This window comes from Streptomyces fractus (genome assembly GCF_049844455.1).
GTDB lineage: Bacteria > Actinomycetota > Actinomycetes > Streptomycetales > Streptomycetaceae > Streptomyces > Streptomyces fractus.
Window position 1 is genome coordinate 2,741,025 of the sequence record NZ_JBMYHI010000002.1, and the last position, 25,836, is coordinate 2,766,860.

Annotated in this window: 22 protein-coding genes and 1 riboswitch; of the genes, 9 read left to right on the forward strand and 13 right to left on the reverse strand. The window is 70.0% G+C overall.

Features of this window, described 5'->3' with window-relative positions; translation table 11 throughout:
• The first annotated feature begins 131 nt into the window (after nucleotides 1-131).
• A complete protein-coding gene (locus ACP4E5_RS14160; protein ID WP_003981826.1) occupies nucleotides 132-413 on the forward strand; it encodes an HPr family phosphocarrier protein in 282 nt (93 codons plus the stop codon).
• 224 nt (nucleotides 414-637) lie between these two features.
• Here the strand turns inward: ACP4E5_RS14160 and ACP4E5_RS14165 are convergent, their stop codons facing one another.
• From ACP4E5_RS14165 to ACP4E5_RS14180, 4 genes are all read right to left on the reverse strand, one after another.
• Complete coding sequence (locus ACP4E5_RS14165) at nucleotides 638-1,324, reverse strand: GntR family transcriptional regulator (RefSeq protein WP_425828591.1); 687 nt, start codon at nucleotides 1,322-1,324, stop codon at nucleotides 638-640.
• A gap of 223 nt (nucleotides 1,325-1,547) precedes the next feature.
• The gene (locus ACP4E5_RS14170) at nucleotides 1,548-2,348 is read right to left on the reverse strand and encodes a M23 family metallopeptidase (protein ID WP_425828593.1); all 801 of its coding nucleotides are present in this window, start codon (nucleotides 2,346-2,348) and stop codon (nucleotides 1,548-1,550) included.
• Between the two features lie 12 nt (nucleotides 2,349-2,360).
• Nucleotides 2,361-2,524, reverse strand: a riboswitch (cyclic di-AMP (ydaO/yuaA leader).
• A gap of 240 nt (nucleotides 2,525-2,764) precedes the next feature.
• Entirely contained in the window at nucleotides 2,765-4,132 is a 1,368-nt protein-coding gene (locus ACP4E5_RS14175; RefSeq protein ID WP_425841318.1) for a M16 family metallopeptidase, read from the reverse strand.
• 17 nt (nucleotides 4,133-4,149) lie between these two features.
• A complete protein-coding gene (locus ACP4E5_RS14180) occupies nucleotides 4,150-5,511 on the reverse strand; it encodes a M16 family metallopeptidase (protein WP_425841321.1) in 1,362 nt (453 codons plus the stop codon).
• Nucleotides 5,512-5,805: 294 nt separating this feature from the next.
• Between ACP4E5_RS14180 and ACP4E5_RS14185 the strand changes: the two genes are divergently transcribed.
• On the forward strand, nucleotides 5,806-8,262 hold the full coding sequence (locus tag ACP4E5_RS14185; RefSeq protein ID WP_425828595.1) for a DNA gyrase/topoisomerase IV subunit A: 2,457 nt from the start codon (nucleotides 5,806-5,808) through the stop codon (nucleotides 8,260-8,262).
• On the opposite strand, the gene ACP4E5_RS14190 is transcribed toward ACP4E5_RS14185, so the two are convergent.
• Nucleotides 8,259-9,377 carry a CobW family GTP-binding protein gene (locus ACP4E5_RS14190; RefSeq protein ID WP_425828597.1) on the reverse strand — a complete coding sequence of 373 codons (1,119 nt, stop codon included), beginning with the start codon at nucleotides 9,375-9,377 and terminating at the stop codon, nucleotides 8,259-8,261. The genes ACP4E5_RS14185 and ACP4E5_RS14190 overlap by 4 nt on opposite strands.
• Before the next feature lie 392 nt (nucleotides 9,378-9,769).
• Between ACP4E5_RS14190 and ACP4E5_RS14195 the strand changes: the two genes are divergently transcribed.
• Together ACP4E5_RS14195 and ACP4E5_RS14200 are read left to right on the forward strand one after the other, a co-directional pair.
• On the forward strand, nucleotides 9,770-10,249 hold the full coding sequence (locus ACP4E5_RS14195; protein WP_425828599.1) for a DUF6082 family protein: 480 nt from the start codon (nucleotides 9,770-9,772) through the stop codon (nucleotides 10,247-10,249).
• 643 nt (nucleotides 10,250-10,892) lie between these two features.
• Nucleotides 10,893-11,129 carry a hypothetical protein gene (locus ACP4E5_RS14200; protein WP_425828601.1) on the forward strand — a complete coding sequence of 79 codons (237 nt, stop codon included), beginning with the start codon at nucleotides 10,893-10,895 and terminating at the stop codon, nucleotides 11,127-11,129.
• Between the two features lie 75 nt (nucleotides 11,130-11,204).
• Here ACP4E5_RS14200 and ACP4E5_RS14205 read toward each other — a convergent pair whose 3' ends face one another.
• Nucleotides 11,205-12,383 (reverse strand): citrate synthase/methylcitrate synthase, encoded by a 1,179-nt coding sequence (locus ACP4E5_RS14205; protein ID WP_425828603.1) that lies wholly within the window; start codon nucleotides 12,381-12,383, stop codon nucleotides 11,205-11,207.
• Nucleotides 12,384-12,480: 97 nt separating this feature from the next.
• On the opposite strand from ACP4E5_RS14205, the gene ACP4E5_RS14210 reads away from it, so the two are divergent.
• From ACP4E5_RS14210 to ACP4E5_RS14225, 4 genes are all read left to right on the forward strand, one after another.
• The gene (locus ACP4E5_RS14210) at nucleotides 12,481-13,749 is read left to right on the forward strand and encodes a citrate synthase (RefSeq protein ID WP_425828605.1); all 1,269 of its coding nucleotides are present in this window, start codon (nucleotides 12,481-12,483) and stop codon (nucleotides 13,747-13,749) included.
• Between the two features lie 27 nt (nucleotides 13,750-13,776).
• Complete coding sequence (locus ACP4E5_RS14215) at nucleotides 13,777-14,769, forward strand: sucrase ferredoxin (protein ID WP_425828607.1); 993 nt, start codon at nucleotides 13,777-13,779, stop codon at nucleotides 14,767-14,769.
• A gap of 87 nt (nucleotides 14,770-14,856) precedes the next feature.
• On the forward strand, nucleotides 14,857-16,518 hold the full coding sequence (locus ACP4E5_RS14220; protein WP_425828609.1) for a sensor histidine kinase: 1,662 nt from the start codon (nucleotides 14,857-14,859) through the stop codon (nucleotides 16,516-16,518).
• Nucleotides 16,515-17,192, forward strand: coding sequence for a response regulator (locus ACP4E5_RS14225; protein WP_425828611.1), 678 nt, complete (start codon nucleotides 16,515-16,517; stop codon nucleotides 17,190-17,192). The genes ACP4E5_RS14220 and ACP4E5_RS14225 overlap by 4 nt, the downstream gene beginning before the upstream one ends.
• A gap of 17 nt (nucleotides 17,193-17,209) precedes the next feature.
• Here the strand turns inward: ACP4E5_RS14225 and ACP4E5_RS14230 are convergent, their stop codons facing one another.
• From ACP4E5_RS14230 to ACP4E5_RS14255, 6 genes are all read right to left on the reverse strand, one after another.
• Nucleotides 17,210-18,820 (reverse strand): solute symporter family protein, encoded by a 1,611-nt coding sequence (locus ACP4E5_RS14230; protein WP_425828613.1) that lies wholly within the window; start codon nucleotides 18,818-18,820, stop codon nucleotides 17,210-17,212.
• The gene (locus tag ACP4E5_RS14235; protein ID WP_425828615.1) at nucleotides 18,817-19,350 is read right to left on the reverse strand and encodes a DUF485 domain-containing protein; all 534 of its coding nucleotides are present in this window, start codon (nucleotides 19,348-19,350) and stop codon (nucleotides 18,817-18,819) included. The genes ACP4E5_RS14230 and ACP4E5_RS14235 overlap by 4 nt, the downstream gene beginning before the upstream one ends.
• Before the next feature lie 93 nt (nucleotides 19,351-19,443).
• A complete protein-coding gene (locus tag ACP4E5_RS14240) occupies nucleotides 19,444-20,151 on the reverse strand; it encodes a response regulator (protein ID WP_425828617.1) in 708 nt (235 codons plus the stop codon).
• A complete protein-coding gene (locus ACP4E5_RS14245; RefSeq protein ID WP_425828619.1) occupies nucleotides 20,148-21,305 on the reverse strand; it encodes a sensor histidine kinase in 1,158 nt (385 codons plus the stop codon). The genes ACP4E5_RS14240 and ACP4E5_RS14245 overlap by 4 nt, the downstream gene beginning before the upstream one ends.
• On the reverse strand, nucleotides 21,302-21,808 hold the full coding sequence (locus tag ACP4E5_RS14250) for a DUF1453 domain-containing protein (RefSeq protein ID WP_425828621.1): 507 nt from the start codon (nucleotides 21,806-21,808) through the stop codon (nucleotides 21,302-21,304). Before ACP4E5_RS14250 ends, ACP4E5_RS14245 begins: the two co-directional genes overlap by 4 nt.
• A 215-nt stretch (nucleotides 21,809-22,023) precedes the next feature.
• Nucleotides 22,024-24,147 carry a DNA gyrase/topoisomerase IV subunit B gene (locus ACP4E5_RS14255; protein ID WP_425828623.1) on the reverse strand — a complete coding sequence of 708 codons (2,124 nt, stop codon included), beginning with the start codon at nucleotides 24,145-24,147 and terminating at the stop codon, nucleotides 22,024-22,026.
• 440 nt (nucleotides 24,148-24,587) lie between these two features.
• Between ACP4E5_RS14255 and ACP4E5_RS14260 the strand changes: the two genes are divergently transcribed.
• Nucleotides 24,588-24,818, forward strand: coding sequence for a DUF7455 domain-containing protein (locus ACP4E5_RS14260; RefSeq protein WP_266714963.1), 231 nt, complete (start codon nucleotides 24,588-24,590; stop codon nucleotides 24,816-24,818).
• Nucleotides 24,819-24,920: 102 nt separating this feature from the next.
• On the opposite strand, the gene ACP4E5_RS14265 is transcribed toward ACP4E5_RS14260, so the two are convergent.
• On the reverse strand, nucleotides 24,921-25,754 hold the full coding sequence (locus ACP4E5_RS14265) for a S1 family peptidase (RefSeq protein ID WP_425828625.1): 834 nt from the start codon (nucleotides 25,752-25,754) through the stop codon (nucleotides 24,921-24,923).
• Nucleotides 25,755-25,836 lie beyond the last annotated feature (82 nt).

Here is a 25,836-nt window from a genome sequence, read left to right on the forward strand (position 1 = left end):
CGTGCGTACGGGAGGCACCCTATGGAGGACCGAAGGGCCGTACCGGTGAGGACCTGGGTCCGCGTCACGCACGCCTGCCGGTATGGAACACTGGTCTAGACAACCGTGAGACACCTGAAGGGCAGCATCACATGGCTGAGCGCCGCGTCAACGTCGGCTGGGCCGAGGGCCTCCACGCCCGCCCCGCTTCCATCTTCGTCCGCGCTGCCACGGCGTCCGGCGTTCCCGTGACGATCGCCAAGGCCGATGGCAACCCCGTCAACGCCGCCTCCATGCTGGCCGTGCTCGGCCTGGGCGCGCAGGGCGGCGAGGAGATCGTGCTGGCCTCCGACGCCGAGGGCGCGGACGCCGCGCTCGACCGTCTGGCGAAGCTGGTCGCCGAGGGGCTCGAGGAGCTTCCCGAAACCGTCTGACACAAAGACGGTCCGACACAAAGACCAAAAGCAGTACGGCTGAGCCGCGCGTCCCCTTCGGGGCGCGCGGCTTTTTCGTTCGCTATTGCGTCACGAATTGGGCGACAGGAAAGACCACAGGGAAGACGGCAGGGACGGCAACAGGAAATAGGCAGCGGGAATTGATCCGCACCCGGTTCCACCCATTCATCGAATAGTGCACTTCTTTGTATACGGCGCTGTTGTTAAACCTGGCGCCCCACTGTGTTGACTGCATGTTGCGAAGTCCTCACACGCTCGCCGGCGCGGGGAACGCGCAGCCTGTGGGCGGCCGTCGCGCGCTCCGCGTGCAGGGTGGCCAGGGCGCGGGCACGCTCCGCGTCACCCCGCGCCACGGCGTCGACGATGGCGCCGTGCTCGGCCCAGGACTCGGCCGGCCGGGCCGGGCTCTCCACGGCGTACATCCAGGCGATCTTGTGGCGGAGCTGAGTGAGCAGGGTGATCAGGCCGGGGCTGCCGGAGGCCTGGGCGAGCGTCTCGTGGAACCAGCTGCCGAGGGAGCGCAGATCCTCGCTCTGACCTCGCCGGGAGCGCTCCTGCCCCAGCCTGACCAGGCCGCGAAGGACCTTGAGGTGGGCCTCGGTGCGGCGCTGCGCGGCGCGGTGGGCGCCCATGGGTTCGAGCAGCATGCGGATCTCCAGGAGGTCGGCCGCCTCCCGCTCGGTGGGTTCGGCCACGCACGCGCCCGCGTGCCTGCGCGTGACGACGAACCCCTCCGCCTCCAGGGTGCGCAGCGCCTCACGGACGGGCACGCGAGAGACGCCGTAGCGACGCGCGAGGAGTTCCTCGGTGAGTCTGGCGCCGCGCTCGTAGACGCCGGCGACGATGTCGTCGCGGATCGCTGTGCATACCGACTGCGCGGGAATGCGCATGACTCGACCTCCGCCTCAATGCCCGCGATACGCGGCCGATTGACGCCCGGTCAAGCGCGAATGACACGCGGCCGGAACGTTTACCCGGAGACTCTATTCCACCGGAGTTGAATTTCCGACGAGGGGACGGAATCCGGGGATATTTTTTGGACAGTGCAGACCCGCGCACGCGAAAGCCCCGGCTCGGGGAGCCGGGGCTTTCGGGGAAGGTGTGACTGGTGGGTCAGACGTTCACACCGTGCTGGCGCAGGTACGCGACGGGGTCGATGTCCGAGCCGTAGTCGGGGGTGGTGCGGGCCTCGAAGTGGAGGTGCGGGCCCGTCACGTTGCCAGTGGCTCCGGAGAGGCCGATCTGCTGGCCGGGGGTGACGTCCTGGCCGACCGAGACGCCGATCGAGGACATGTGACCGTACTGGGTGTACGTACCGTCCTTCATCTTGATCACGACGTTGTTGCCGTACGCGCCGCCCCAGCCGGCCTCGACGACGGTGCCCATGCCGACCGCGTGCACCGAGGTGCCGCTGGAGGCGTGGAAGTCGATGCCGGTGTGGCTGCCGGAGGACCACAGTCCACTGCCGGCCTTGTAGGCGGTGGAGACGTACGAGCCGGAGATCGGCGACACGAAGCTGTTCAGGCGCTTGCGCTCCGCCTCGCGGGCGGCGCGCTTCTTGGCCTCGCGCTCCTTCTCGGCCTTCTCGGCGGCCCGCTTCTTGGCCTCCGCCTCGGCCTTGCGCTTGGCCTCCTCGGCCTTCTTCTTGGCCTCCGCCTCGGCCTTCGCCTTGGCGGCGGCCTTGTGCTGCGCGGTGGCCTGCGCGTCGATCTGCTCGGCGAGGGAGTCGCCGATGGCGACGGCCTGCGTGAGGCCGTCGTGCGGGACCGTCGCGGTGTCGGCGGCGAGGGCGGGGGCGGCGAGGCCACCCACCACGCCCGTCGTGGTGATCGCGGCGACGCCCGCGACCTGAGCGGTGGTACGCGTCAGGCGGCTGGGACGGCGGTGCTTCCCGGTGGCACGGGTGAACCCCATGAAGTGGCTGGTCCTTTCCTTCCTTCTCGCCTACCGGGTTAGCTGACGGGTTCGGAGCAGGAAGGTCTCCTACAGGCCCCCTCCCCTGATGGGAAGAGCGCCCGATTCACCCCAGGGACTTCGGTGGGTCCCCGGCTCCCCTGGCTCACACCATGGGGACTCGGCGATGACTGTCCGGTGTCGCGGGCGCGACGTACGTCTGGCGGACAGCCGGAGGGAACGCTAAGCGGGGCGTCTTTGAATCAACAAACAGAACCCGGCTTTTGTAGTGCACGCCACAGGGCAGACAGGCAACCTCTACGCCAATTCGGACATTTGCGAACGTGTGGCGATTGAAGGTGATCGTGACGGACGCCACGAAGCCCCGGCCGCCGATGCCGGCGCCGGGGCTTCGTGGCGTGCCTGGGGAGCCGAACTCAGCCCGCGACGACCGTGACTTCGCCGATGCCGAGCGCCTTGACCGGCTCCTCGATCTGCGCGGCGTCACCCACCAGGATCGTCACCAGACGGTCCGCCGGGAACGCGCTCACAACAGCGGCCGTGGCCTCCACGGTGCCCGTGGCGGCCAGTTGCCGGTACACCTGCGCCTGGAAGTCGTCCGGCAGGTGCTGCTCGACCTGGTCGGCCAGGGTGCTCGCGACGGCCGCTGCGGTCTCGAACTTCAGCGGGGCCACGCCCACCAAGTTCTGTACGGCGGTGTCCCGTTCGGCATCCGTGAGCCCCTCGGCCGCCAGCGTGCGCAGGACCTTCCACAGGTCGTCGAGCGCGGGCCCGGTGTTCGGAGTGTCCACCGAGCCGCTGATGGCGAGCATCGCGGCGCCGCTGCCGTCGGGCGCGGAGCGCAGCACCTGGGCGAAGGACCGCACGCCGTAGGTGTAGCCCTTCTCCTCGCGCAGGACGCGGTCCAGGCGCGACGTGAGGGTGCCGCCCAGGCAGTACGTGCCGAGGACCTGCGCGGCCCACACACGGTCGTGCTTGTCCGGTCCGACCCGGCCCATCAGCAACTGCGTCTGCACGGCGCCCGGCCGGTCCACGATGACCACGCGGCCGGTGTCGTCGGCGACGACCGGCGGCACGGGGCGCGGCTCCGTGGTGTCACCGGTCCAGGCGCCGAGCGTGTCGGCGAGGAGGGCGTCCAGGTCGATGCCCGTCAGGTCGCCCACGACGACGGCCGTGGCGGTGGCGGGGCGTACGTGCCGGTCGTAGAAGGCGCGCACGGCCGCCGCGTCGATGGCGGAGACGGTCTCCTCGGTGCCCTGGCGCGGGCGCGACACGCGCGCGTCGGCCGGGAAGAGCTGCTTGGAGAGCTCCTTGGCGGCCCGCCGGGCCGGGTTGGCGCTCTCGTGCGGGATCTCGTCCAGGCGGTTGCGGACGAGGCGCTCGATCTCGCTGTCGTCGAAGGCGGGGGCGCGCAGGGCGTCCGCCAGGAGGGCGAGGCCCTTGGAGAGGCGGGAGGCCGGCACTTCGAGGGAGGCACGGACGCCCGGGTGGTCGGCGTGCGCGTCCATCGTGGCGCCGCAGCGCTCCAGCTCGGCGGCGAACTCCTCGGCGGAGTGCTTGTCGGTGCCCTCGTTGAAGGCCCGCGCCATGATCGTGGCGACGCCGTCGAGGCCCTTGGGTTCCGCGTCCAGGGGCGCGTCCAGGTGCACCTCCACGGCGATGACCTGCTGACCGGGCCGGTGGCAGCGCAGCACCGTCAGGCCGTTGGGGAGCGCGCCGCGCTCCGGGGCGGGGAACGCCCAGGGCTTGGGCTCGCCCGCCTGCGGCCGGGGGTGGAAGTCCATGTTCGCGAGCTGCTCGGTCACTGGCCCGCCTCCTCGGTGATCTCGGCGGTCTCGGCGTTCTCTGCGGACTCGGTCTCGGCGGGCGCGGTCGGCTCGTACACGAGGGACGCGCGGTTGTCGGGGCGCAGGCGCGCCTTGGCGATCTCCTGGACCTCCTCGGCGGTCACGTCCAGGACGCGCCCCACGGCAGTCAGGGCGAGCTGCGGGTCGCCGAACAGGACGGCGTAGCGGCACAGCTCGTCGGCGCGTCCCGCGACCGTGCCGAGGCGGTCCAGCCACTCGCGCTCCAACTGGGCCTGGGCGCGCTCCATTTCCTCGGGGCTCGGGCCCTCTTCAGCGAACCGGGCGAGCTCCTCGTCGACGGCGGCCTCGATGACCGGCACCTCGACGTCTCCGGAGGTCTTCACGTCCAGCCAGCCCAGGGAGGGCGCTCCGGCGAGCCGCAGCAGACCGAAACCGGCCGCCACGGCCGTACGGTCACGGCGTACGAGCCGGTTGTAGAGGCGCGAGGACTCGCCGCCACCCAGGACCGTGAGGGCGAGGTCGGCGGCGTCGCACGCGCGCGTGCCGTCCTGCGGGAGCCGGTAGGCCGACATCAGGGCGCGCGCCGGGACCTCCTCCTCGATGACCTCGCGCTGCTGCTCGCCGATGACCTCCGGGAGGGCGCCGTCGCGCGGGGCGGGCTTGCCGTCGTGGCCGGGGATGGAGCCGAAGTAGCGCTCGACCCACGCCAGCGTCCGCTCGGGGTCGATGTCGCCGACGATCGACAGCACCGCGTTGTTGGGCGCGTAGTACGTGCGGAAGAAGTTCCGCGCGTCTTCGAGGGTGGCCGCGTCCAGGTCGGCCATGGAGCCGATGGGCGTGTGATGGTACGGGTGTCCCTCGGGGTACATGAGGGCGGTCAGCTTCTCGAACGCGGTGCCGTAGGGCACGTTGTCGTAGCGCTGGCGCCGCTCGTTCTTCACGACGTCCCGCTGGTTCTCCATCGACTCGTCGTCGAGAGCCGTGAGGAGCGAGCCCATGCGGTCGGCCTCCAGCCACAGCGCGAGCTCCAGCTGGTGGGCGGGCATGGTCTCGAAGTAATTGGTGCGCTCGAAGCTCGTCGTACCGTTGAGCGAGCCGCCCGCGCCCTGGACGAACTCGAAGTGCCCGTTGCCGTGCACCTGCTTCGAGCCCTGGAACATCAGGTGCTCGAAGAGGTGAGCCAGGCCGGTACGGCCCTTGACCTCGTGGCGCGAGCCGACGTCGTACCAGAGGCAGACCGCCGCGACCGGGGTCAGATGGTCCTCGGAGAGCACCACGCGCAGGCCGTTGGCCAGCCGGTGCTCGGTCGCTGTCAGGCCGCCGGAGCCGGCCTCGGCGGTGGCCGTGTGACCCATGGGCATGTACGTCCCTTCGATCGCGGTACAACGCGAATACGCGGTGAGCTCTGCACTGCGGCAGGTCCTGGAACACTGAACTGCCGCGAGTGCTGCCACTGTATGCAAGCGTGCTGGCACCTGGCGAAGTTCCCGCCGGGGCTACGCCGTGAGCGAGCAGGCGGCCCTCCCGGGGCCGCGCGACACCCGGTACTGAAGGGCCGCGAGCGGCGTTGTCAGTGCGGCGGTCCACAATGGTCCGCGACAGTTCCCGTTCATGTAACCGTTCTTGTAGGTGAAGGAGCCGCAGCCGCGATGGCCCGCCGCAGCACGAAGACCCCGCCGCCCGACGACTTCGAGGAGAAGATCCTCGACGTCGACGTGGTCGACGAAATGCAGGGCTCCTACCTGGAGTACGCGTACTCGGTCATCTACTCACGCGCCCTGCCCGACGCCCGCGACGGGATGAAGCCCGTCCACCGTCGGATCGTCTACCAGATGAACGAGATGGGCCTGCGCCCCGAGCGCGGCTACGTGAAGTGCGCCCGCGTCGTCGGCGAGGTCATGGGTAAGTTGCACCCCCATGGCGACTCGTCGATCTACGACGCCCTGGTGCGCCTCGCCCAGCCGTTCTCCATGCGCGTCCCGCTGGTGGACGGGCACGGGAACTTCGGCTCCCTGGGCAATGACGACCGCCCGGCCGCCATGCGGTACACCGAGTGCCGGATGGACGCCGCCGCGTCGCTCATGACGGAGTCGATCGAAGAGAACACCGTCGACTTCGTCTCGAACTACGACGGCCAGGAGCAGGAGCCGCTCGTCCTCCCGGCGGCGTACCCGAACCTTCTGGTGAACGGCGCGTCGGGCATCGCGGTCGGCATGGCGACGAACATGGCGCCGCACAACCTGGGCGAAGTGATCGCCGCAGCGCGGCACTTGATCCGGCACCCGGGCGCCGACCTCGACACGCTCATGAAGTACGTTCCGGGCCCCGACCTGCCGACGGGCGGCCGGATCGTCGGCCTGTCCGGCATCAGGGACGCGTACGAAACCGGCCGCGGCACGTTCAAGATCCGCTCTACGGTCTCCGTGGAGAACGTGACGGCGCGCCGCAAGGGCCTCGTCGTCACCGAGCTGCCCTTCGCGGTCGGCCCCGAGAAGGTCATCTCGAAGATCAAGGAACTGGTCGGTTCCAAGAAGCTCCAGGGCATCGCCGACGTCAAGGACCTCACGGACCGCGAGCACGGGCTGCGCCTGGTCATCGAGATCAAGAACGGCTTCGTGCCGGAGGCCGTCCTGGAGCAGCTCTACAAGCTGACGGCCATGGAGGAGTCCTTCGGCATCAACAACGTGGCCCTGGTGGACGGCCAGCCGCTCACCCTCGGCCTCAAGGAACTCCTCGAGGTCTACCTGGACCACCGCTTCGACGTGGTGCGCCGCCGCAGCGAGTTCCGCCGCGGCAAGAAGCAGGACCGGCTCCACCTGGTGGAGGGCCTCCTCGTCGCCCTGGTGGACATCGACGAGGTCATCCGCATCATCCGCTCCAGCGACAACAGCGCGCAGGCGAAGGAGCGCCTGATCGAGCGCTTCTCCCTGAGCGAGATCCAGACGCAGTACATCCTGGACACGCCGCTGCGCCGCCTCACCAAGTTCGACCGCATCGAGCTGGACGCAGAGCGCGACAAGCTCAACGGCGAGATCGACGAGTTGACCGGCATCCTCGAGTCCGACTCCAAGCTGCGCAAGCTGGTCTCCGCCGAACTGGCCGCCGTGGCCAAGAAGTTCGGCGACGACCGGCGCACGGTGCTCCTGGAGTCGGCCGGTGCCCCGGTGTCGGCGGTTCCGCTCCAGGTGGCCGACGACCCGTGCCGCGTGCTGCTCTCCTCGACCGGTCTGCTCGCCCGTACGGCGAACGGCGATCCCTTCACCGAAGGTGAAGGCACCAAGCGCACGAAGCACGACGTGATCGTGTCCTCGGTCCCCGCGACGGCACGCGGCGAGATCGGCGTCGTCACGTCCGAAGGGCGCCTGCTGCGTCTGAACGTGGTCGACCTGCCGCAGCTCCCGGACTCGGCCTCCGCGCCGAACCTCTCCGGAGGCGCGCCCGTCGCCGAGTTCCTCTCCTCCCTGGAGGCGGACGAGACGGTCGTGTGCCTCATGACCCTGGACGAGTCCTCGCCCGGTCTGGCGGTCGGCACCGAACAGGGCATCGTGAAGCGCGTGGTGCCCGACTATCCGTCCCACAAGGAGGAGCTGGAGGTCATCACCCTCAAGGACGGTGACCGCATCGTCGGCGCCGCGGAGCTGCGCACCGGCGAGGAAGACCTGGTGTTCATCACGGACGACGCACAGCTGCTGCGGTTCCAGGCCTCCATCGTGCGCCCGCAGGGACGCGCGGCGGGCGGCATGTCCGGCGTGAAGCTGGCGACGGGCGCGAAGGTCATCTCGTTCACCGCGGTCGACCCGGCGGTCGACGCGGTGGTGTTCACCGTGGCCGGTTCGCGCGGCACGCTGGACGACTCGGTGCAGACGACGGCCAAGCTCACGCCGTTCGACCAGTACCCGAGGAAGGGGCGTGCGACGGGCGGCGTCCGCTGCCAGCGCTTCCTGAAGGGCGAGGACTGCCTGAGCCTGGCCTGGGCCGGCCCGGCACCCGCGCGTGCGGCGCAGAAGAACGGCACGCCGGCCGAGCTGCCCGAGATGGACCCGCGCCGCGACGGTTCGGGCGTGTCGCTGCCGAAGACGGTGGCGTCGACGGCGGGCCCGATCTAGAACGCGTAGTCCGCCACTTCCTCCGCGTCGCCCTTGTCCTGTACGTAGCGGAGAACGCCCCACATGCCGTGCTCGTCGACGGTGTGTGGGGCGTCGCTCTTGGCGGCGTCGAGCTGCTGGCCGAGGTCAGCCGTGTCGATGCCTGATCCGATCAGTACGAGCTGGGTGAGGCGCTCCTGGCCGCTCGGCCACGGCTCCGGGTAGAACCGCAGGAAGCGCCCCACGGCGTGCACGGCGTACCGGTTGCCCGTGTCGTGTGCGCCGAAGTCGACGTACCCCTTGATGCGGTAGAGCCCATCGGGCCTGCTGTCGAGGAACGCGATCAGCCCGCGGGGGTCCATGGGCACTTCGGAGGTGAACGCGACGGTGTCGTAGGCGGCGTGAAGATGTGTGTCATGCGCCGCGTGACTGCCATGGTCGTCACCCTCGCCGTCATCGCCATCGCCGTCATGCCGATGCAGATCATCGAAGGACAGCTGCCCGATCCGCTCCTCGGTGGGGCGGCAGTCGAAGAGCAGCGCCGGGTCGATGCGCCCGTACGACGCGGACACCACGGCGGCCCGGCCGGCCGCGGCCCGCACGGCGCCGAGGACCCGCTCACGCTCGTCCGGGCCGACGCGGTCGCCCTTGTTCACCACGACCAGGTCGGCGATCCCCAGGTGCCGCTCCACCTCGGGGTGTTTCTCGCGGGTGGCGTCGAACTCGGCGGCGTCGACGACCTCGATCAGCCCGCCGTACACGATCCGCGGGTTGTCACTGGCCAGCACCATGCGCACGAGTTCTTGAGGCTCAGCGATGCCACTCGCCTCGATCACGATGACATCAATGGCATGCACGTCATTGACGGGACGGGTCAACTTCTCCAGATACACGTCAAGTTCACTGGCATCCACCGCGCAACACAGGCATCCGTTGCCGAGGGAGACCGTCGAGTCGCCCAGTTGCCCGGCGACCGCCATGGCGTCGATCTCGATCGACCCGAAGTCGTTGACGATCGCCCCGATCCGGGTGCCACCGCTGCGGTGCAGCAGATGATTGAGCAAGGTGGTCTTCCCCGAACCCAGAAAGCCGGCGAGAACGACGACGGGGATCTGCTGCGGGCTGGCCTTGCTCAACGCGACCTCTCTCACACCGGATCGCACGCCCCGGCGCGCGCCGCAGCGCACGCCGGTTCAGGGTCCGGCTCTCGTACGAAGAATGAATGCCGCCCCAGGATACGAGCGGGTGGAAAGGCCGCGAAGTGAACGATTGCTAACGGCGCCCGCTGGGCACACGTTGGACATGGCGCCGGTTTTCGCGAACTGAGCATCCACCCGTGCGCCTCCTCTCCGCCTCCCCGCCGATCAGAGCCGCTCGGCATCCTGGGAGTCGGCAAGCGCGCCGCCCACCGCCGCCGGTCTCCGTCTCCGTCGCCCCTCATTCGACGACCGGCGCACGGTCGCCTGAATCGGGGGTTGACATGACCACACAGAGTCAAGGGATATGCCGAACGGTAGTCGCCGCTGCCGTGGGCGGACTCGCGGGTGGCGCCGCGACGCATCTGTGGCATCGCTTCGGCCCTGAAACGAAGCGGGCCGCGAAGGAACGCCACCGCTTGGCCCGCGCGCATCAACAGCGCATGCACTGGGAGTTGCTGAGCAAGGCGATCGATGATCCGGATCTCGCGGTCGTGATCGACACCTACGCCGCGGACGTCTCCCCGGAGAAGCGGCGTCAGCTCCTGTACGCCAACCTCTGGTACATCAACGCCTTCCATCTCCACGAAGCCGGGTTGCTCAATCCGCGCGAGCTCTTCGGCCATCTCCGCGACCTCTTCCAGAGCGCGTATATCCGGGAGTACTGGGAAAGCACCCGGCACCACCGTGCCGCACTCGAGCCGTCGTCCGCGGAAGCAGAGATGGGCCGGATCGCCGAGGCGCTCTATCAGGAGCTGGAAGATGCAGACACGGACCAGTGGTGGGTCGTGGGCGAGCCCCCGGAGGAGTGACGCCCGCACGTAGGTCGCTCCTTTCGGTGAAATTGACGAACCAAGCCGCGAGAACGAGGCACCCCGGTTTCAATGGCGCCTACTCTACGGAACCGGCGAGCGGCTCCCCTGCTGGAACAGAGGAGCCGCAGCGATCGCCCACCGTTCCCCTTGGAGAAGGAGCCGACAATGGCAGTACCGATCCAAGGCCGCCCGACGACACGCCGCGCCGTACATCACCCTCGGGGGGAAGAGGATGCTGGGTGGCGCGCTCAAGGTCGGAAAGCTCCTGCTGCGAGGTGCACTGATCGCGGTCGGACACCAATTCGGCGTTGAGGCCGTCGAGTCGATGTCGGACTCTTCACCCGATAGCTGACCTGCACCATTGGGTTGACGCCCCGCCGTTCTGGGAGCACCAGTGCGCGCCATGTGCCGGGCTTCGAAATTGACCCCGCAAGGCTCGTGCAGCTCAGCCAGGGGGTCGGCGCCTGAACGAAGGCAACCGCGCTCGCTCTTTGCGGTGAAATCGACGAGCAGGCCTTCGGAACGCGACACACCGACGCCGACCGGCCTCCATACTGAGACGTCTGTTACGGCTGAGATCCCGCAGGGGTTCAGCCGTAACAGACGTCTCAGGACGTCCCCCAAGAAGGAACCGGTTCCCTTGAAGATCGTACGCCGCATCGGGGTGCCCCCGAGCGCCCGGGGCAGCGCCTCCGGCGCCACCTGCCCCGACGTCTTTGAACTCAGCGACGGGAACTTTGCCGTCATCGGCACAGAGGCAACCGCCGATCTCAAGCAACAACTTCCGGCGGACGCAGGTGTCGCCGACTACGAGCGCATCGTCATCGTGACCCGAGAGACGCTGCTGCGTGCCAAGCAGGATATCCCCGACGTCTGACACCACTTCGGGCGAACCATGCCACATGCGCGACGGCCTTCGACCGTGGATCCGGTCGGCGGCCGTCGCGCGCCATCAGACCGCAGGTGGCACCGCCACCGGCGCCCCCACCCCCACATACCGCGCCGCCGGCCGGATGATCTTTGAATCTTGCGCCTGCTCAAGGATGTTGGCGCTCCAGCCGACGACCCGGGCCGCCGCGAACGTCGGCGTGAACATCGTGCGCGGCAGGCCGCACAGTTCCATGACCACGCCCGCGTAGAACTCCACGTTCGTGTGCAGTTCGCGGCCCGGCTTCAGTTCCGCGAGGATCGCCTCCACGTGTCGCTCGACCTCGACCGCGAAGTCCACCAGCGGGCCGCCGAACCGCTCCGCGATGCCACGCAGCATGCGCGAGCGCGGGTCCTCCGTGCGGTACACGGGGTGACCGAAGCCCATGATCCGGTCACCCGCGAGCACCCGCTCACGGATCCACGAGTCGATGCGGTCCGGCGTGCCGATCGCGTCCAGGGTGTCGAGCGCACGGCTGGGCGCCCCGCCGTGCAGCGGACCGGACAGCGCTCCGACCGCCCCGACCAAGGAAGCCACGACATCGGCACCGGTCGACGCGATGACACGTCCCGTGAACGTTGACGCATTGAATCCGTGATCAATGGTCGAGATCAAGTATTGCTCGATGGCTCGCGCATGTGCGGGGTCGGGCTCCGAACCCGTCAACATGTACAGGTAGTTGGCCGCGTACGAGAGATCCTCGCGCGGCTCCACGGGCTCGAGCCCCTCACCGAGCCGATGCAGCGCAGTGAGCATCGTGGGAACCACGGCCGTGGCCGCCACGGCATCCGCGCGGCGCCGGTCCACGTCGATGTCGTACACCGGCCGGAACCCCCGGGACGCGCCGAACAGCGAGAGCGCCGTACGCAGCCCGGCGAGCGGCCCCGAGACCGCTCCGGCCCGGGCGATCGCCGGCAGCGCGGCCCGCACGTCCTGCGGCAGCCCACGCTGCCCGGCGGTCTCCCGCGCGAAGGCCGCCGACCGCTCGGTATCGGGCAGTTCGCCGTGGAGCATCAGGTGCCACACGTCCTCGAACCCACGGGTCTCCGCGAGCTCGACGGCGGAGTACTGGCGGTAGTGGTAGAAGCCCTCGCGCCCCCTGACATCCCCGAGCTCGGTGTCGGTGACGACGACACCGGCGAGCCCGCGCGGTACGTCGACGGCCGTGGCGGCCGCGGCAGACATGGTCCCGTTGATCGACATGTTTCCTCCCTGGACTTGATTCGACTGTCCATGCTTGACTAACTAACTGTCAATATTGATTGAATCAATTCATGGCGATCCGGATACGGTGACGCGCATGAGGGATCAAGAACCTGCACCGACGCAGCGGGCCCGCCGCCTGACCACCAAGGAGACCGCCGAGCTCCTCGGTGTGAAGCCCGAGACGGTGTACGCGTACGTGAGCCGCGGGCAGCTCACCAGCAGGCGCGGGGAGAGCACGCGCGGCAGCACCTTCGACGCCGCCGAGGTCGAGGCACTAGCCCGCCGCAACAGGCGGGAGACCACGGCTGGTTCGAGCACGGGCGAGCTGTCGGTGCGCACGCGGATCACCCTCATCGGCGACGACCGGTACTTCTTCCGAGGGGTCGACGCGGTACAGCTCGCCGCCCGCCACTCGTACGAGGAGGTCGCGGAGTGGCTGTGGACGGGCAGGCTGCGCCCCGACGCCCGGTTCACCGCCCCCAAGGAGTCGCTCTCCGCGGCCCGCAAGGCCATCGCCGCCCTGCCCGAACTCAGCAGCCCCATCGACCGGTTGAGAGTCGCCGCCGTCGCCGCGGCGACGGCGGACCCGTTGCGCTACGACCTGTCCGAGGACTCCGTACTCGGCGCCGCCCGGTCCCTCATCCCCACCCTCGCGGCCGCGCTGCCCCTCGTACGGACGACGTACGTGGACGGCTCGCCGATCGCCCAGCGCCTGTGGGGACGGCTGACCTACAAGGAGCCCGACGAGGCGTCACTGCGCGTTCTGGACATGGCACTTGGCCTGTTGGTCGATCACGACCTGGCGGCCTCGACGCTCGCGGTGCGCGTGGCCGCGACCGCGCGGGCGCACACCTACGCCGCTGTGTCGGCGGGCCTGGGAGTCCTTGAGGGGCCGCTGCACGGGGCCGCGAGCGGTCTGGCCCACCAGATGCTGCTGGACGTCCTCGACCGGGGCAGCGCGGGCTCCGTGGTGGCCGACGAACTGCGTTCGGGCCACCGCGTGCCCGGGCTCGGCCACCGTCTCTACCAGGGGGAGGACCCGCGCGCACAGGCGCTGTTCGCCGCGTTGGAGGAACTGCCCGCGGCACGTCCGGCGCTTGCGGCGGCCCGCGACGTCGTGGCGACCACCGCCCGCCACACGGACCTGCACGCCAACGTGGACCTGGCCCTGGCCGCCTTCACGGCATCGTTCGGGATGGCGGCGGAAGCAGGCGAGACGATCTTCGCCGTCGCACGCACAGCGGGCTGGATCGCGCACGCCTTGGAGGAGTACGGCGAACGTCCGCTCCGTATGCGGCCGTCGGGACACTACGTAGGCCTGCGCCCGCCGCAGCCCCTGCCGTCCGCTTCCCCGGCGGAGTGACCGGCGAGGCGGGTTAGGGTCGCCGCTGTGAATACGTGCACGACCGCCTCGCGGGATCTTGAGGAGCCTCTGGCCGGTACGGCGGCCACCGCGCGCACCTGGCTGCTGATCGAGCAGCCGGGGCCGTGGGGCGCGAAGGCCCTGGTCTCCAGCCATCTCGATCCAGCAGTGGGCCGCGCTCTGGAGGCGGCGGCGGACGGCACGGGGGTGCGCGTCGCTCTCGTGCGCCGTCCGGGCCGGCACGCGGACCACCATGCCTCGCAGCGCCACCAGGTGTATGTCGCCCACACAGTTCCGGGAAACACCTGGCTGCGCAGCACCACGGTCGAGGCTCCTGAAGAGCTTCTGCGGCTCGACTTCGCCGCCTTGGGGGCAGGACGGCACGGCGGCTTCGGCGCACCGTACGAAGGCGAGCCTCTTGCCTTCGTCTGCACGAACGGGAAGCGCGACCGGTGCTGCGCACTTCTGGGGCGCCCGCTGGCCTCCGAACTCTCCTCCTCCGGAGGAGAGCGTGTCTGGGAGATCACGCACCTGGGCGGCCACCGCTTCTCCCCCACCCTCCTTGTGCTGCCCTACGGCTACGCCTACGGGAGGTCGTCGGCCGCCGACGTCAAGGAGGTCCTTCAGGCGGTGCGCTCGGACCGGATCGTGCTCCATGGCTGCCGTGGCAATTCCGCCTGGGACCGTCCAGGGCAGGCCGCCGAGCTCGCCGTGCGCCGGACCACCGCCGAGTACGGGGCCGGTGTCCTGAGCGTCGTACACACGGCATTGACGGATCCACCAGTCGATCCACCAGTCGATCCACCAACCGATCCACCAACCGATGCACCTGTTGATGCGCATGCGTACAACGCGTACTGGGACGTGACGATCGCCCATGTGGACGGCCGCCGCTGGACGGTCACGGTCGCTCGCGGTGCCTCGCTCCCGCCCCGGCCGGAGAGCTGTGACGCCGCGCTCGGATCGCCGGCCCGTATGGATGTCGTCGCGGTGCGCGAGGCTTCCGCCCTGTGCGACTGACCGCGGCACTCTCGGTCGGAAGGGGGCGAGGAGATCCGTGCCACAAGGCCTTCGACCAGGGCCGACGGGCCCGTACCGTTCTGAGCCATGAGCTCGACTTCCCCTGCCCGCCGGCTGCGCTTCGGCCTCCCTAAACGGGTGTTCGCCCAGGTGCTGCTGATGCAGGTGGCGATCGCCGCGGGAGTGGCGGTGCTCGCCACGGGGCTCTTCCTGGCGCCGCTGAGCGACCAGCTCGACGACCAGGCGATGCGCCGGGCCCTGGCCATCGCGCAGACCACGGCGGCGGAGCCCCGGATCGCCGAGGAGCTGCGTTCCTCACGGCCGAGTCCGGACGGTCCCGTGCAGGCAGCGGCGGAGCGGATCCGCCGGGCCAGTGGCGCCGAGTACGTCGTGATCATGAACCAGGAAGGCGTCCGCTGGTCGCACACCGATCGAGACCGGATCGGCCAGGTCGTGTCGACGGACCCCAGCGAGGCGCTGGCGGGCCGCGCGGTCATGGAGATCGACGACGGCACGCTCGGCCGCTCCGCGCGCGGCAAAGTGCCCCTCAGGGCCTCGGACGGGGCCATCGTGGGCGCCGTCTCCGTCGGCATCGAGTACGACAGCGTCCGCGCACGCCTCATCCACGCAATCCCGGGCCTGTTCGCGTACGCGGGAGGGGCCCTGGCCGTCGGGGCGCTCGCCGCGTATCTGATCTCGCGCCGGGTTCAGCGGCAGACCCGCGACCTGGCCTTCTCGGACATCTCGGCGCTCCTGGCCGAACGCGAGGCCATGCTGCACGGCATTCGCGAGGGCGTCGTGGCGCTGGACCGCGGCGGGCGGGTACGCCTGCTCAACGACGAGGCGCAGCGGCTGCTCGGCGTGGACTCGACGGTGATCGGACAGCCTCTGGACGAGGCGCTCGGGGCGGGCCGCACGACGGACGTGCTCGCGGGGCGCGTCTCCGGGACCGACCTGCTCACCGTCCGCGGACAGCGCGTCCTGGTCGCGAACCGGATGCCCACCGACGACGGGGGCGCGGTCGCCACCCTGCGCGACCGCACCGAGCTGGAGCAGCTGGGGCGCGAACTCGACTCCACGCGCGGCCTGATCGACGCCCTGCGCGCGCAGGACCACGAACACGCGAACCGCATGCATACGTTGTTGGGCCTTCTGGAGCTGGAGCTGTACGAGGAGGCCGTGGACTTCGTCGGCGAGGTGGCCGGGGCGAGCCGGGTGACGGCGGAGCAGATCACCGAGCGGATCGCGGACCCGCTGCTCTCGGCCCTGGTGGTGGGCAAGGCGACCGTGGCCGCGGAGCGCGGTGTCGCGTTCGGCATCTCCGGGGACACCTGGCTGCCGGACCGCCTCGTCGATCCGCGCGGCCTCGTCACGATCGTCGGCAACCTGGTGGACAACGCCCTGGACGCGGCCGCCGGTTCGGGGCAGCACGCGCGCGTGGAGGTGGCTCTGCGGGCCGAAGGCCGCAGCGCGGTCCTAAGGGTGCGCGATTCGGGGCCGGGGGTCCCCGCCGACCAGCGGGATTCCGTCTTCGTGGAAGGCTGGTCCACGAAGGAGCCGCCGGCCCACGGCAAGCGTGGCATCGGGCTCGCCCTGGTGCGCAGGTTGGCCGAACGACAGGGCGGCACTGCCGAGGTGGCCCAATCGCCCCTCGGGGGCGCCGAATTCGTCGTCGTCCTGCCGGAGTCCCTCACCGTGGACGAGCCTGACGTACCTGACCTGCCGGACGTGACCGAGGAGTCCCGATGATCGACGTACTGGTCGTGGACGACGACACCCGCGTGGCCGACGTCAACGCCGCCTACGTGGCGAAGGTTCCCGGCTTCCGTGTCGCGGCGACGGCCCACAGCGCGGCGGAGGCACTCGACCGGATCGAGCAGCTCCATGTCGACCTGGTGCTGCTGGACCACTACCTGCCGGACCGTACGGGCCTGGCGCTCGCCCGTACGGTGCGCGAACGCGGCCACCAGATCGACGTGATCATGGTGACCGCGGCGCGCGACGTAGGGACCGTGCAGGCCGCGATGCGCCACGGCGCGCTGCAGTACCTGGTCAAGCCGTTCTCGTTCGCGGGCCTGCGGGGCAAGTTGGAGGCGTACGCGACGCTGCGGCGCACCCTCGACGGCGGGGGCGAGGCGGAGCAGGCCGAGGTCGACCGAATCTTCGGCGCGCTCTCCGCCGGGCCCGCGCCCGAGCTGCCCAAGGGGCACTCCCCCACCACCGCCGAGTTGGTCCGCCGGGCGATGATGTCCGCCGAAGGCCCGCTCTCGGCCCAGGAGTTGGCCGACGTCACCGGGCTCAGCCGGCAGACCGCCCAGCGCTATCTCAAGCTCCTGGAGCGGACCGGGCGGGTGCGGCTGAGCCTCAAGTACGGGGACACCGGGCGGCCCGAACACCGCTACGAGTGGGCCGCCAGCCGCTGACCTCCCGCAGGGACGTGTCAGACCGCCCCCGCACCCGTCAGCGCCCGCACCTCGGTTTCCGCGTGCTTGGCCTCGTCCGGCTCCTCGGGCGAGGTCACGGTGCCCAGCCAGCCCGCGAGGAAGCCGAGCGGGATGGAGACGAGCCCGGGGTTCTCCAGCGGGAAGTACTGGAAGTCCACGCCGGGGAACAGCGATGCGGGGCTCCCGGAGACCACCGGGGACAGCACCACGAGCGCCAGCGCGGGCACCAGGCCGCCGTAAACCGACCAGACGGCGCCCCGTGTGGTGAAGCCCCGCCAGAACAGCGAGTAGAGCAGCACCGGCAGATTGGCCGACGCGGCGACCGCGAACGCGAGCCCGACGAGGAACGCAACGTTCAAGTCGCGTGCCAGGAGCCCGAGCCCGATCGCGACCACGCCGACGCCGGCCGCGGCGACCCGCGCCACCGCGACCTCGCTCCACTGCCTGCCATCGCGCTTCCCGTCGGGGCCGCCTCTACGGAGTGAGGCGTACAGGTCGTGCGCCACGGAGGCCGAGGACGCCAGCGTGATCCCGGCGACGACGGCGAGGATGGTGGCGAAGGCGACCGCGGCCACGATCGCGAACAGCACCGTGCCACCCGCGGAGTTCGCGCCGCCGCCAAGGTCGAGGGCGAGCAGCGGAACCGCCGTGTTCCCCGCGGCATTCGAGCCCCGTACGGCATCGGGCCCCACGAGGGCCGCGGCGCCGAAACCGAGCACGATCGTCATCAGGTAGAAGCTGCCGATGAGCCCGATGGACCACACGACCGAGCGGCGCGCGGCCCGCGCGGTCGGCACGGTGTAGAAGCGCGACAGGATGTGCGGAAGGCCCGCCGTGCCGAGCACGAGCGCGAGGCCCAGGCTGATGAAGTCGAGGCGAGCGGTCCAGCTTCCGCCGTACTTCAGACCGGGCACGAGGAAGTCCGAGCCGTGCCCGCTGCGTGCGGCGGCGGTGCGCAGCAGCTGGTCGAAGTCACCGTGGAAGCGCGCCAGGACGAGCACCGTCAGGGCGATCGCCCCGCCCATGAGCAGGACGGCCTTCACGATCTGGATCCACGTGGTGGCCCGCATCCCTCCCAACGACACATAGATGACCATGAGCGCGCCCACGCCGACGACAGTCCAGGCCTGCGCGGCGCCACTCGCCTCCCCCAGCAGCAGCGCGACCAGGCTTCCCGCGCCCACCATTTGCGCCACCAGATACAGAACGGACACGGTCACCGAGGAAGTTCCCGCGGCGATGCGCACCGGCCGCTCCCGCATCCGGGCCGCGACGACGTCGGCGAGCGTGAACCGGCCGCAATTGCGCACGAGTTCGGCCACGAGGAAGAGGACCACGAGCCAGGCCACGAGGAAACCGACCGAGTAGAGCAACCCGTCGTAGCCGAACAGCGCGATCAGCCCGGAGATGCCGAGGAAGGACGCGGCCGACATGTAGTCACCCGCGATGGCGAATCCGTTCTCCATGGGCGAGAACAGCCGCCCGCCCGCGTAGAACTCCTCCGCCGTACCGTGCCGCTTGCGGCCCGCCCAGGTCGTGATGGCGAGCGTGACCGCCACGAACGCGCTGAACAGGACCAGGGCCAGAGTCTGATGCGCCCCGGTCACCGCTGACCACCCTCGCCGCTCGCAGTACCGTTCACGCGCGCGTGCCCGATGATGCCGCGCGTCATCTCCTGTGTGTCCCACCGCAGTTCGAGCGCCGCGCGATCGCGACGCAGCCGCGCATGGCGCGCATACAGCCACGTCAGCAGGAACGTGCTGGCGAACTGCCCGAGGCCCGCCACCATCGCCACGTTCACGACGCCCGCGACCGGTTGGGCCATCAGTCCGGGCGCCGTCGTGGCGGCCACGACGTACGTGACGTACCAGGCGAAGAAGAGCACGACCGCGGGGACGACGAACCGCCGGTAGCGCCTGCGCACCTCCTGAAAAGCCGCGCTGCGCTGCACTTCCAGGTAGACCCCCGCCGCGCTCCGCTCCGACGCCGGGGCCGGGGCAGGCACCGCGGCCGCTCGCACGCCCGGGCCGCGCCATTCACCCCATTCCGAGTCCGGCTCGTCGTACCAGGGATCGCCGCCGCCCCTCATGGCAACGGCCCTGGGCCGCGCGGTCGCGCGCCCGTCGTGCTTGTCCACCGAGCTCTCCTTGTCCGCGGCCCACTGCGACCGCGGACCAAGGATGGACAGACCGGGAAGATCCCGGACGCTCTCCGCAGACCCTTCACCCCATTAGGTGATGGACGTCCCCGGCGGCTTCGCGAGTCCATGCCGATACGCGTAACGGACGGCCTGGGCACGGTCCTTGAGCCCGGCCTTCGCGAACAGATTGTTGATGTGGGTCTTCACCGTCGCCGTGGAGACCTGCAGAGCGCGGGCGATCTCATGGTTCGTCAGACCGTCGGCGATCAGCACCAGGACCTCGGCCTCCCGCGTCGTGAGGCCGTCGGGTGGCTCTATCGGATCCGGCACGGTGGCCTCGGGCTGGGTCAGCCTCTCCAGGAGCCTCCGCTGGATCCTCGGCGAGAGGCCCGCGTCACCGGACAGCACGCCCTCCACCGCCCGGACGATCTCTTCCCCATCGGCATCCTTCGTGAGATAGCCGCGCGCCCCCGCCCTGAGGGCCGGGAAGAGCGACTCGTCGTCGGCGTACGTGGTCAGGATGACGACCTGGGTGCCCGGGTACTCCTGCCGGATCCGTCTGGTCGCCTCCGCGCCGTCACAACGCGGCATGCGCAGGTCCATCAGGACGACGTCCGGGGACAGTTCGGCCACGAGCGCCACCGCCTCGTCACCGTCTCCCCCGGAGCCGACGACCTCGATCCCGGGCAGCAGTCCGAGCAGCATCACGATGCCTTCGCGCACCACCGTCTGGTCATCGACCACCACCACGCGGGCCGGTGGCCTCCCCGCGCGCGCCCCCGCCTCGCTCCCGCTCATACGGGAACCTTCAACTTGACCACGAAACCCTCCTCGTACGGCCCCACCTCGAGCGTGCCGCCCAACAACTCGGCGCGCTCCTTCATCCCCAACAGACCGTAACCGCCGCCACTGACAGTGAGCTCCTCGTGCGGCCGAGACGCCCCCGAGTCCCGTACCTCCAAGGCCACTTCGCCGACCCCGTACTCCAGCCGGACGTCCGTCCTCGCGCCCGGCGCATGCTTGCGTACGTTCGTCAGCGCCTCCTGCGCGACCCTGCGCACAGTCTGGGACGCCTCGACGGACAGGGGCCGGCGCCCGCCTCCCACCGTGAGCGTCACCCCGTCCGAGGACGCGACCAGCTCGCGCAGGAAGTCCTCCAGCGGTGTCATCTCCCCCCGCAGCGCGGACAGGGCCTGCCGGGTCTCGTCGAGTCCGTCCCGGGCCATGCCGCGCGCCGCGACGACGCGCTCGAGGATCCGGTCCCGGTCCGCTCCCCGCTCGATGAGCAGCCGGGCGGCCTCCAGATGTACGAGCTGGGCCGAGAGGCTGTGCGCGAGGACGTCGTGGATCTCGCGCGCGATCCGGGACCGCTCGGCGAGCGCCGCCGACTCCGCCTCGGCGGCACGCGCGGCACGCTCCTGGGCCAGGGCCCGCTGCGCGTTCCCCCGCGCCTCGGCGTCCAGGCGCAGCACATACCCGGAGAGGCCGAGGCCGATGGCGACGACGGCGGTGGTCAGCCAGGCGTCGTCGTTGACCATCGCGAACCCCGTGAGCGCCACCGCGGTGGCAGGCGCCGAAGCGGCCAGGGGAAGCCGCTCCAGCGCAGCGACCGCACAGCCGCACCACAACACGAGGGCCGGCCCGATGAATCCGGCCCACTGGGCCAGCACCGCGACGGCCACCAGGAACGCCAGCAGCCCGAGAGAGTGCCACAGCCGATGGTCGAGAGTGGTGCGGTAGAAGGCCCAGGCCGCCGCCATGCACGCGATCAGCAGCACAGGGGCCAGGATCAGCGCCTGGTCGCTGATGCCGCGCTGTGTCACGGCGGTCCACACCAGGACGGCGAGCACGGCCACCCGCACCGTACGGGCGAGCATCCGCCGGGCGCGGGTGACGCCCTCGCGGGAGAGCGCCTCCCGGGAGGGCCATTCCGTCCAGTTCCCGCGGATCACCTACGACCCTCCCACGCCGGCTGGGCGACAGCACCAACGTACGCCGAGCGCTCCCGGTCGGCCCGCAGCATCAGCAGGCCGGAGCGGACCAGGAGGGAGACGGCGAAGCCGAGCATCAGACCGGAGCTGCCGAGGTGGATGCCCAGCGCCAGACCGACGCCCGCCACGGACGCACGGGCCGCGATACCACCGAGCCAGGCGCCGGCCGTCGCGACGGTGCCCTTGGTCCACACGTCGCCCCGCTCGTCCGTCCAGACGCGGGTCGTGAACGCCCATCCGATGCCTATGCCCAGGCTCACCAGCACCTCAACGGCAAGCAGGACGACTGAGCCCGTCACATGGTGGGGATCCGTCACCGCGCCGTCCTTCACCGCGACGACCGCGAGGATCGCGGGCAGGAGCCACCACTTCCGGTCGCTGGACAGGCGCTCCGTCCTGAACTGGCGCACCAGGACGAGTGCGGCGACGGCGACGATCGCCAAGACGGTGGTGAGCCCGGACATGACTGCCTCCACGGAGCGGTCGGGAGCGAAGTGGTTCAACGCCTTCGACGCTACGGAAACCAGCAGGCCAGGGGATCGGAGCCAGGGTGGATCGCGGGTGGATCATGCGGCTCCACCCGTGGGTGGAGCCGCATGATGCGAACTGCGCGGCGGGGGCGCGCTCGCCACGCCCCCGCCGTCGTCGCACCCCGCTTGGTCGCACCCCGCCTTCGTCACTACATGTCGATGCGCGACCGGTCGAGGGTCGAGGCGGAGCTGCTGATGAACTCCTTGCGCGGCGCCACGTCGTTGCCCATCAGCAGGTCGAAGACGTGCTCCGCCGCCTCCAGCTCGCCGATGTTGATCCGGCGCAGCGTGCGGTGGCGCGGGTCCATCGTGGTCTCCGCGAGCTGGTCGGCGTCCATCTCGCCGAGACCCTTGTAGCGCTGGATCGAGTCCTTGTACCGCACACCCTTGCGCTGGAGCTCGAGCAGCGTCTCGCGCAGCTCTCGGTCCGAGTACGTGTAGATGTACTTGTCCTGGCCCTTCTTCGGCTGGACCAGCTCGATGCGGTGCAGGGGCGGCACGGCGGCGAAGACACGGCCGGCCTCGATCATCGGCCGCATGTAGCGCTGGAACAGCGTCAGCAGCAGCGTACGGATGTGCGCGCCGTCGACGTCGGCGTCGACGAGCAGGATGATCTTGCCGTAGCGCGCCGCGTCGATGTCGAAGGTCCGCCCGGACCCAGCTCCTATGACCTGGATGATGGCGCCGCACTCCACGTTCTTCAGCATGTCCGTCACGGACGACTTCTGAACGTTGAGGATCTTGCCGCGGATCGGCAGCAGGGCCTGGAACTCGGAGTTCCGGGCGAGCTTGGCGGTGCCGAGCGCGGAGTCGCCCTCGACGATGAACAGCTCGCTGCGCTCCACGTCGTCACTGCGGCAGTCCGCGAGCTTGGCGGGGAGGGACGAGGACTCCAGGGCCGTCTTACGCCGCTGCGCGTCCTTGTGCTGACGCGCGGCGATGCGGGTGCGGGCCGCGGCGACGGCCTTCTCCATGACGGCGCGGGCCTGCGCCTTGGCGTCGCGCTTGGTGGACGACAGGAACGCCTTGAGTTCCTTGGCCACGACGTTCGCGACGATCCTGTTGGCCGCCGAGGTACCGAGGACCTCCTTGGTCTGGCCCTCGAACTGGGGCTCCGCCAGGCGCACCGTGACGACGGCCGTGAGGCCCTCCAGGGCGTCGTCCTTGACGACGTCGTCCTCGGCGACGCGCAGCACCTTCTGGGCGCGCAGAACCTCGTTCATCGTCTTCGTGAGCGAGCGCTCGAAGCCCGCCACATGAGTACCGCCCTTGGGCGTGGCGATGATGTTCACGAACGACTTGATGGTCGTGTCGTACCCGGTGCCCCAGCGCAGCGCGATGTCGACGCCGAGCTCGCGCTGGACCTCCGTCGGCGTCATCTGGCCGTGCTCGTCGAGCACGGGGACGGTCTCCTTGAAGGTGCCCTGTCCGGTGAAGCGGAGGACGTCGCAGACCGGCTTGTCCCGCGCCAGGTACTCGCAGAACTCGCTGATACCGCCGTCGAAACGGAAGGATTCCTCGCCCTTGCTGCCGCCCTCGCCGAGGCCGAACTCGTCACGGACGACGATGGTCAGGCCCGGCACCAGGAAGGCGGTCTGCCGCGCGCGCTGGTGCAGATCGTCCAGGGAGAGCTTGGCGTCCTTCAGGAAGATCTGGCGGTCCGCCCAGTAGCGGACGCGGGTGCCCCGGCGTGTCTTGGGGACCTTCTTGACCTTGCTCAGTCGCGCGGAGGGGTCGAACGGCGCGTCGGGGCCGGGCTTGGCGAAGGCGCCGGGGACGCCGCGCCGGAAGCTGATGGCGTGCGTGTGCCCGCCGAGGTCCACCTCGACGTCGAGGCGCGCCGACAGCGCGTTCACCACGGAGGCGCCCACGCCGTGCAGGCCACCGGAGGCCGCGTACGCGCCGCCTCCGAACTTGCCGCCCGCGTGGAGCTTGGTCATGACGACCTCGACTCCGGAGAGTCCTGTCTTGGGCTCGACGTCCACGGGGATACCGCGGCCGTTGTCCCGCACCTCCACGGAGGCGTCGTCGTGCAGGATCACCTCGATGCGGTCGCAGTAGCCCCCGAGGGCCTCGTCGACGGAGTTGTCGATGATCTCCCAGAGGCAGTGCATCAGGCCGCGGCTGTCGGTCGAGCCGATGTACATGCCCGGACGCTTGCGTACGGCTTCGAGCCCCTCAAGGACGAGCAGGTGCCGCGCGGTGTAGTTGGAACCGTCCCGGTCTGCTCCGGTCAGCAGCGCTGTGGACGGCACGGACGTATCGGCGGTCACGCGGTTCGCTCCTCGCTGAATTTCAGATGGGGCCCTCATAAATGAAGGGCCGGCGTCGGTCGCCGTTCAGAGGGTACCGAGGCCTGGTAGAGCCTTTGTCACGCCACCCTCACCTCAGCCCAGACTAGTCCAGCATCGCATGAGTGTTCGATCCCTCGAAGGAGTGACGCCCACATCACGTTCCCTTCCAGGCATGAACCATTTAGGCTCCGGGCACGTCCTCATGAACAAACCGGCAACCAGCCGGGGGAGGACCGACCTGACAGAACGCGCGAACCCGTAAGACGTTAGAGACGCAATACGGCACATTCGCCGCCACCCGGCGACAGGCAGCCGGCCTCGAAGAAATTTTTCGAGGAAAAGCCGCGAGCGGGAACGTTTTCGGCCTGGTTGGATGTTGACCCTGGTACGACAGCTCGTCGAGCTAGAGAAGAGGCGACGTGACTACTGTTCTGACCCCCGCGACCCCCCTGACGGCCGCTGACCGCTGTGACCGTTGCGGCGCCCAGGCATATCTGCGCGTCGTCCTGATCAGCGGTGGTGAACTGCTCTTCTGCGCCCACCACGGTCGCAAGTTCGAGCCGGAACTCAAGAAGATCGCCGCTGAGATACAGGACGAGACGGAGCGGCTCACCGCCGATCCGGCAAGCGCCGAGACCGAGGAACGCTGACGCCTCGCACACACGACGAGCCAGCTCCGGCATCAGGCCGGTGATCGGGCGGCTGCCCCTGACCCCAGGAGCAGCCGCCCGTCCTCGTATTCGAACGACGCGTCAGGCGTGCTCCCGCAGAGCCCGCAGGGCCTCCGAGGCGCGCGCATAGACGCCCGGGCTGCCCGCGCGCCCACACCCGCTCCCCCACGACACGAGACCGATCAGCTTGCCCCCGGCGACCAGCGGGCCACCGCTGTCCCCCTGGCATGCGTCCTTGCCGCCGGCGGACTCGCCCGCGCAGAGCATCGACGAGGGCTTGTACGTCCCGTCCGTGCCGCCCGGCGGATACGCCCGCTTGCACTCGGCGTCGGCGAGCACCCGCACCCGCGCGGCGTGCAACGTACGCGCGTAGTCGCCCGCTCCCGTCGTGTCACCCCACCCGTAGACGGACGCGCCGGTGCCGGCCCGGTACGCCGGGTCCCCCTCGTCCGCCATCGGGAGCACGTATCCCTCGGGCAGCCGTGTGTTCAGTGTGAGGACCGCCACATCACCGGCGTTGGTCCGGCCGTCGTACGCCGGGTTGACCCATTCGCTGCGCACGGACACCTCGGCGCCGTTTGACGCCTCGAGGTCGCCGCGGCCCACGATCGCCTTGAGGTCCCGCACCTGATCGCGCGGCGCTCCGAGCACGTCCTCGCTCAGGCAGTGCGCCGCGGTGAGGACCGTCGACCGCCCGACGACCACTCCCCCGCAGAACTGACCCGCGCGGGTACCGCCGAATCGGTCACGACTCGCGAGCGCCACCACCCAGGGGCTCTTGGCGGCGTCGACCCGATGGCCTCCGACGATTCCCTCGTCGGCGGCCGCGGGCTGGGGGGAAGCCATCGGCAGCACCGACGCCGCGGCCAGCACGGCCAGTGGAGCGGTCAGCACTCTCGCGAAACAGCGACGCATACGGTCTCCTCACTCAGGGTTGCAACGGCACACCCAGAGTCAGGCAGCGCGACACGCCGCGCACCGCGAGGATCCACCCAGG

Excerpts from the sequence above, each read along its gene's own strand:
- ACP4E5_RS14160 (WP_003981826.1), top strand. The coding sequence starts at position 132 with ATGGCTGAGCGCCGCGTCAACGTCGGCTGGGCCGAGGGCCTCCACGCC.
- ACP4E5_RS14165 (WP_425828591.1), bottom strand. The coding sequence starts at position 1,324 with ATGCGCATTCCCGCGCAGTCGGTATGCACAGCGATCCGCGACGACATC.
- ACP4E5_RS14170 (WP_425828593.1), bottom strand. The coding sequence starts at position 2,348 with ATGGGGTTCACCCGTGCCACCGGGAAGCACCGCCGTCCCAGCCGCCTG.
- ACP4E5_RS14175 (WP_425841318.1), bottom strand. The coding sequence starts at position 4,132 with ATGGACTTCCACCCCCGGCCGCAGGCGGGCGAGCCCAAGCCCTGGGCG.
- ACP4E5_RS14180 (WP_425841321.1), bottom strand. The coding sequence starts at position 5,511 with ATGGGTCACACGGCCACCGCCGAGGCCGGCTCCGGCGGCCTGACAGCG.
- ACP4E5_RS14185 (WP_425828595.1), top strand. The coding sequence starts at position 5,806 with ATGGCCCGCCGCAGCACGAAGACCCCGCCGCCCGACGACTTCGAGGAG.
- ACP4E5_RS14205 (WP_425828603.1), bottom strand. The coding sequence starts at position 12,383 with ATGTCGATCAACGGGACCATGTCTGCCGCGGCCGCCACGGCCGTCGAC.
- ACP4E5_RS14210 (WP_425828605.1), top strand. The coding sequence starts at position 12,481 with ATGAGGGATCAAGAACCTGCACCGACGCAGCGGGCCCGCCGCCTGACC.
- ACP4E5_RS14220 (WP_425828609.1), top strand. The coding sequence starts at position 14,857 with ATGAGCTCGACTTCCCCTGCCCGCCGGCTGCGCTTCGGCCTCCCTAAA.
- ACP4E5_RS14225 (WP_425828611.1), top strand. The coding sequence starts at position 16,515 with ATGATCGACGTACTGGTCGTGGACGACGACACCCGCGTGGCCGACGTC.
- ACP4E5_RS14240 (WP_425828617.1), bottom strand. The coding sequence starts at position 20,151 with ATGAGCGGGAGCGAGGCGGGGGCGCGCGCGGGGAGGCCACCGGCCCGC.
- ACP4E5_RS14250 (WP_425828621.1), bottom strand. The coding sequence starts at position 21,808 with ATGTCCGGGCTCACCACCGTCTTGGCGATCGTCGCCGTCGCCGCACTC.
- ACP4E5_RS14265 (WP_425828625.1), bottom strand. The coding sequence starts at position 25,754 with ATGCGTCGCTGTTTCGCGAGAGTGCTGACCGCTCCACTGGCCGTGCTG.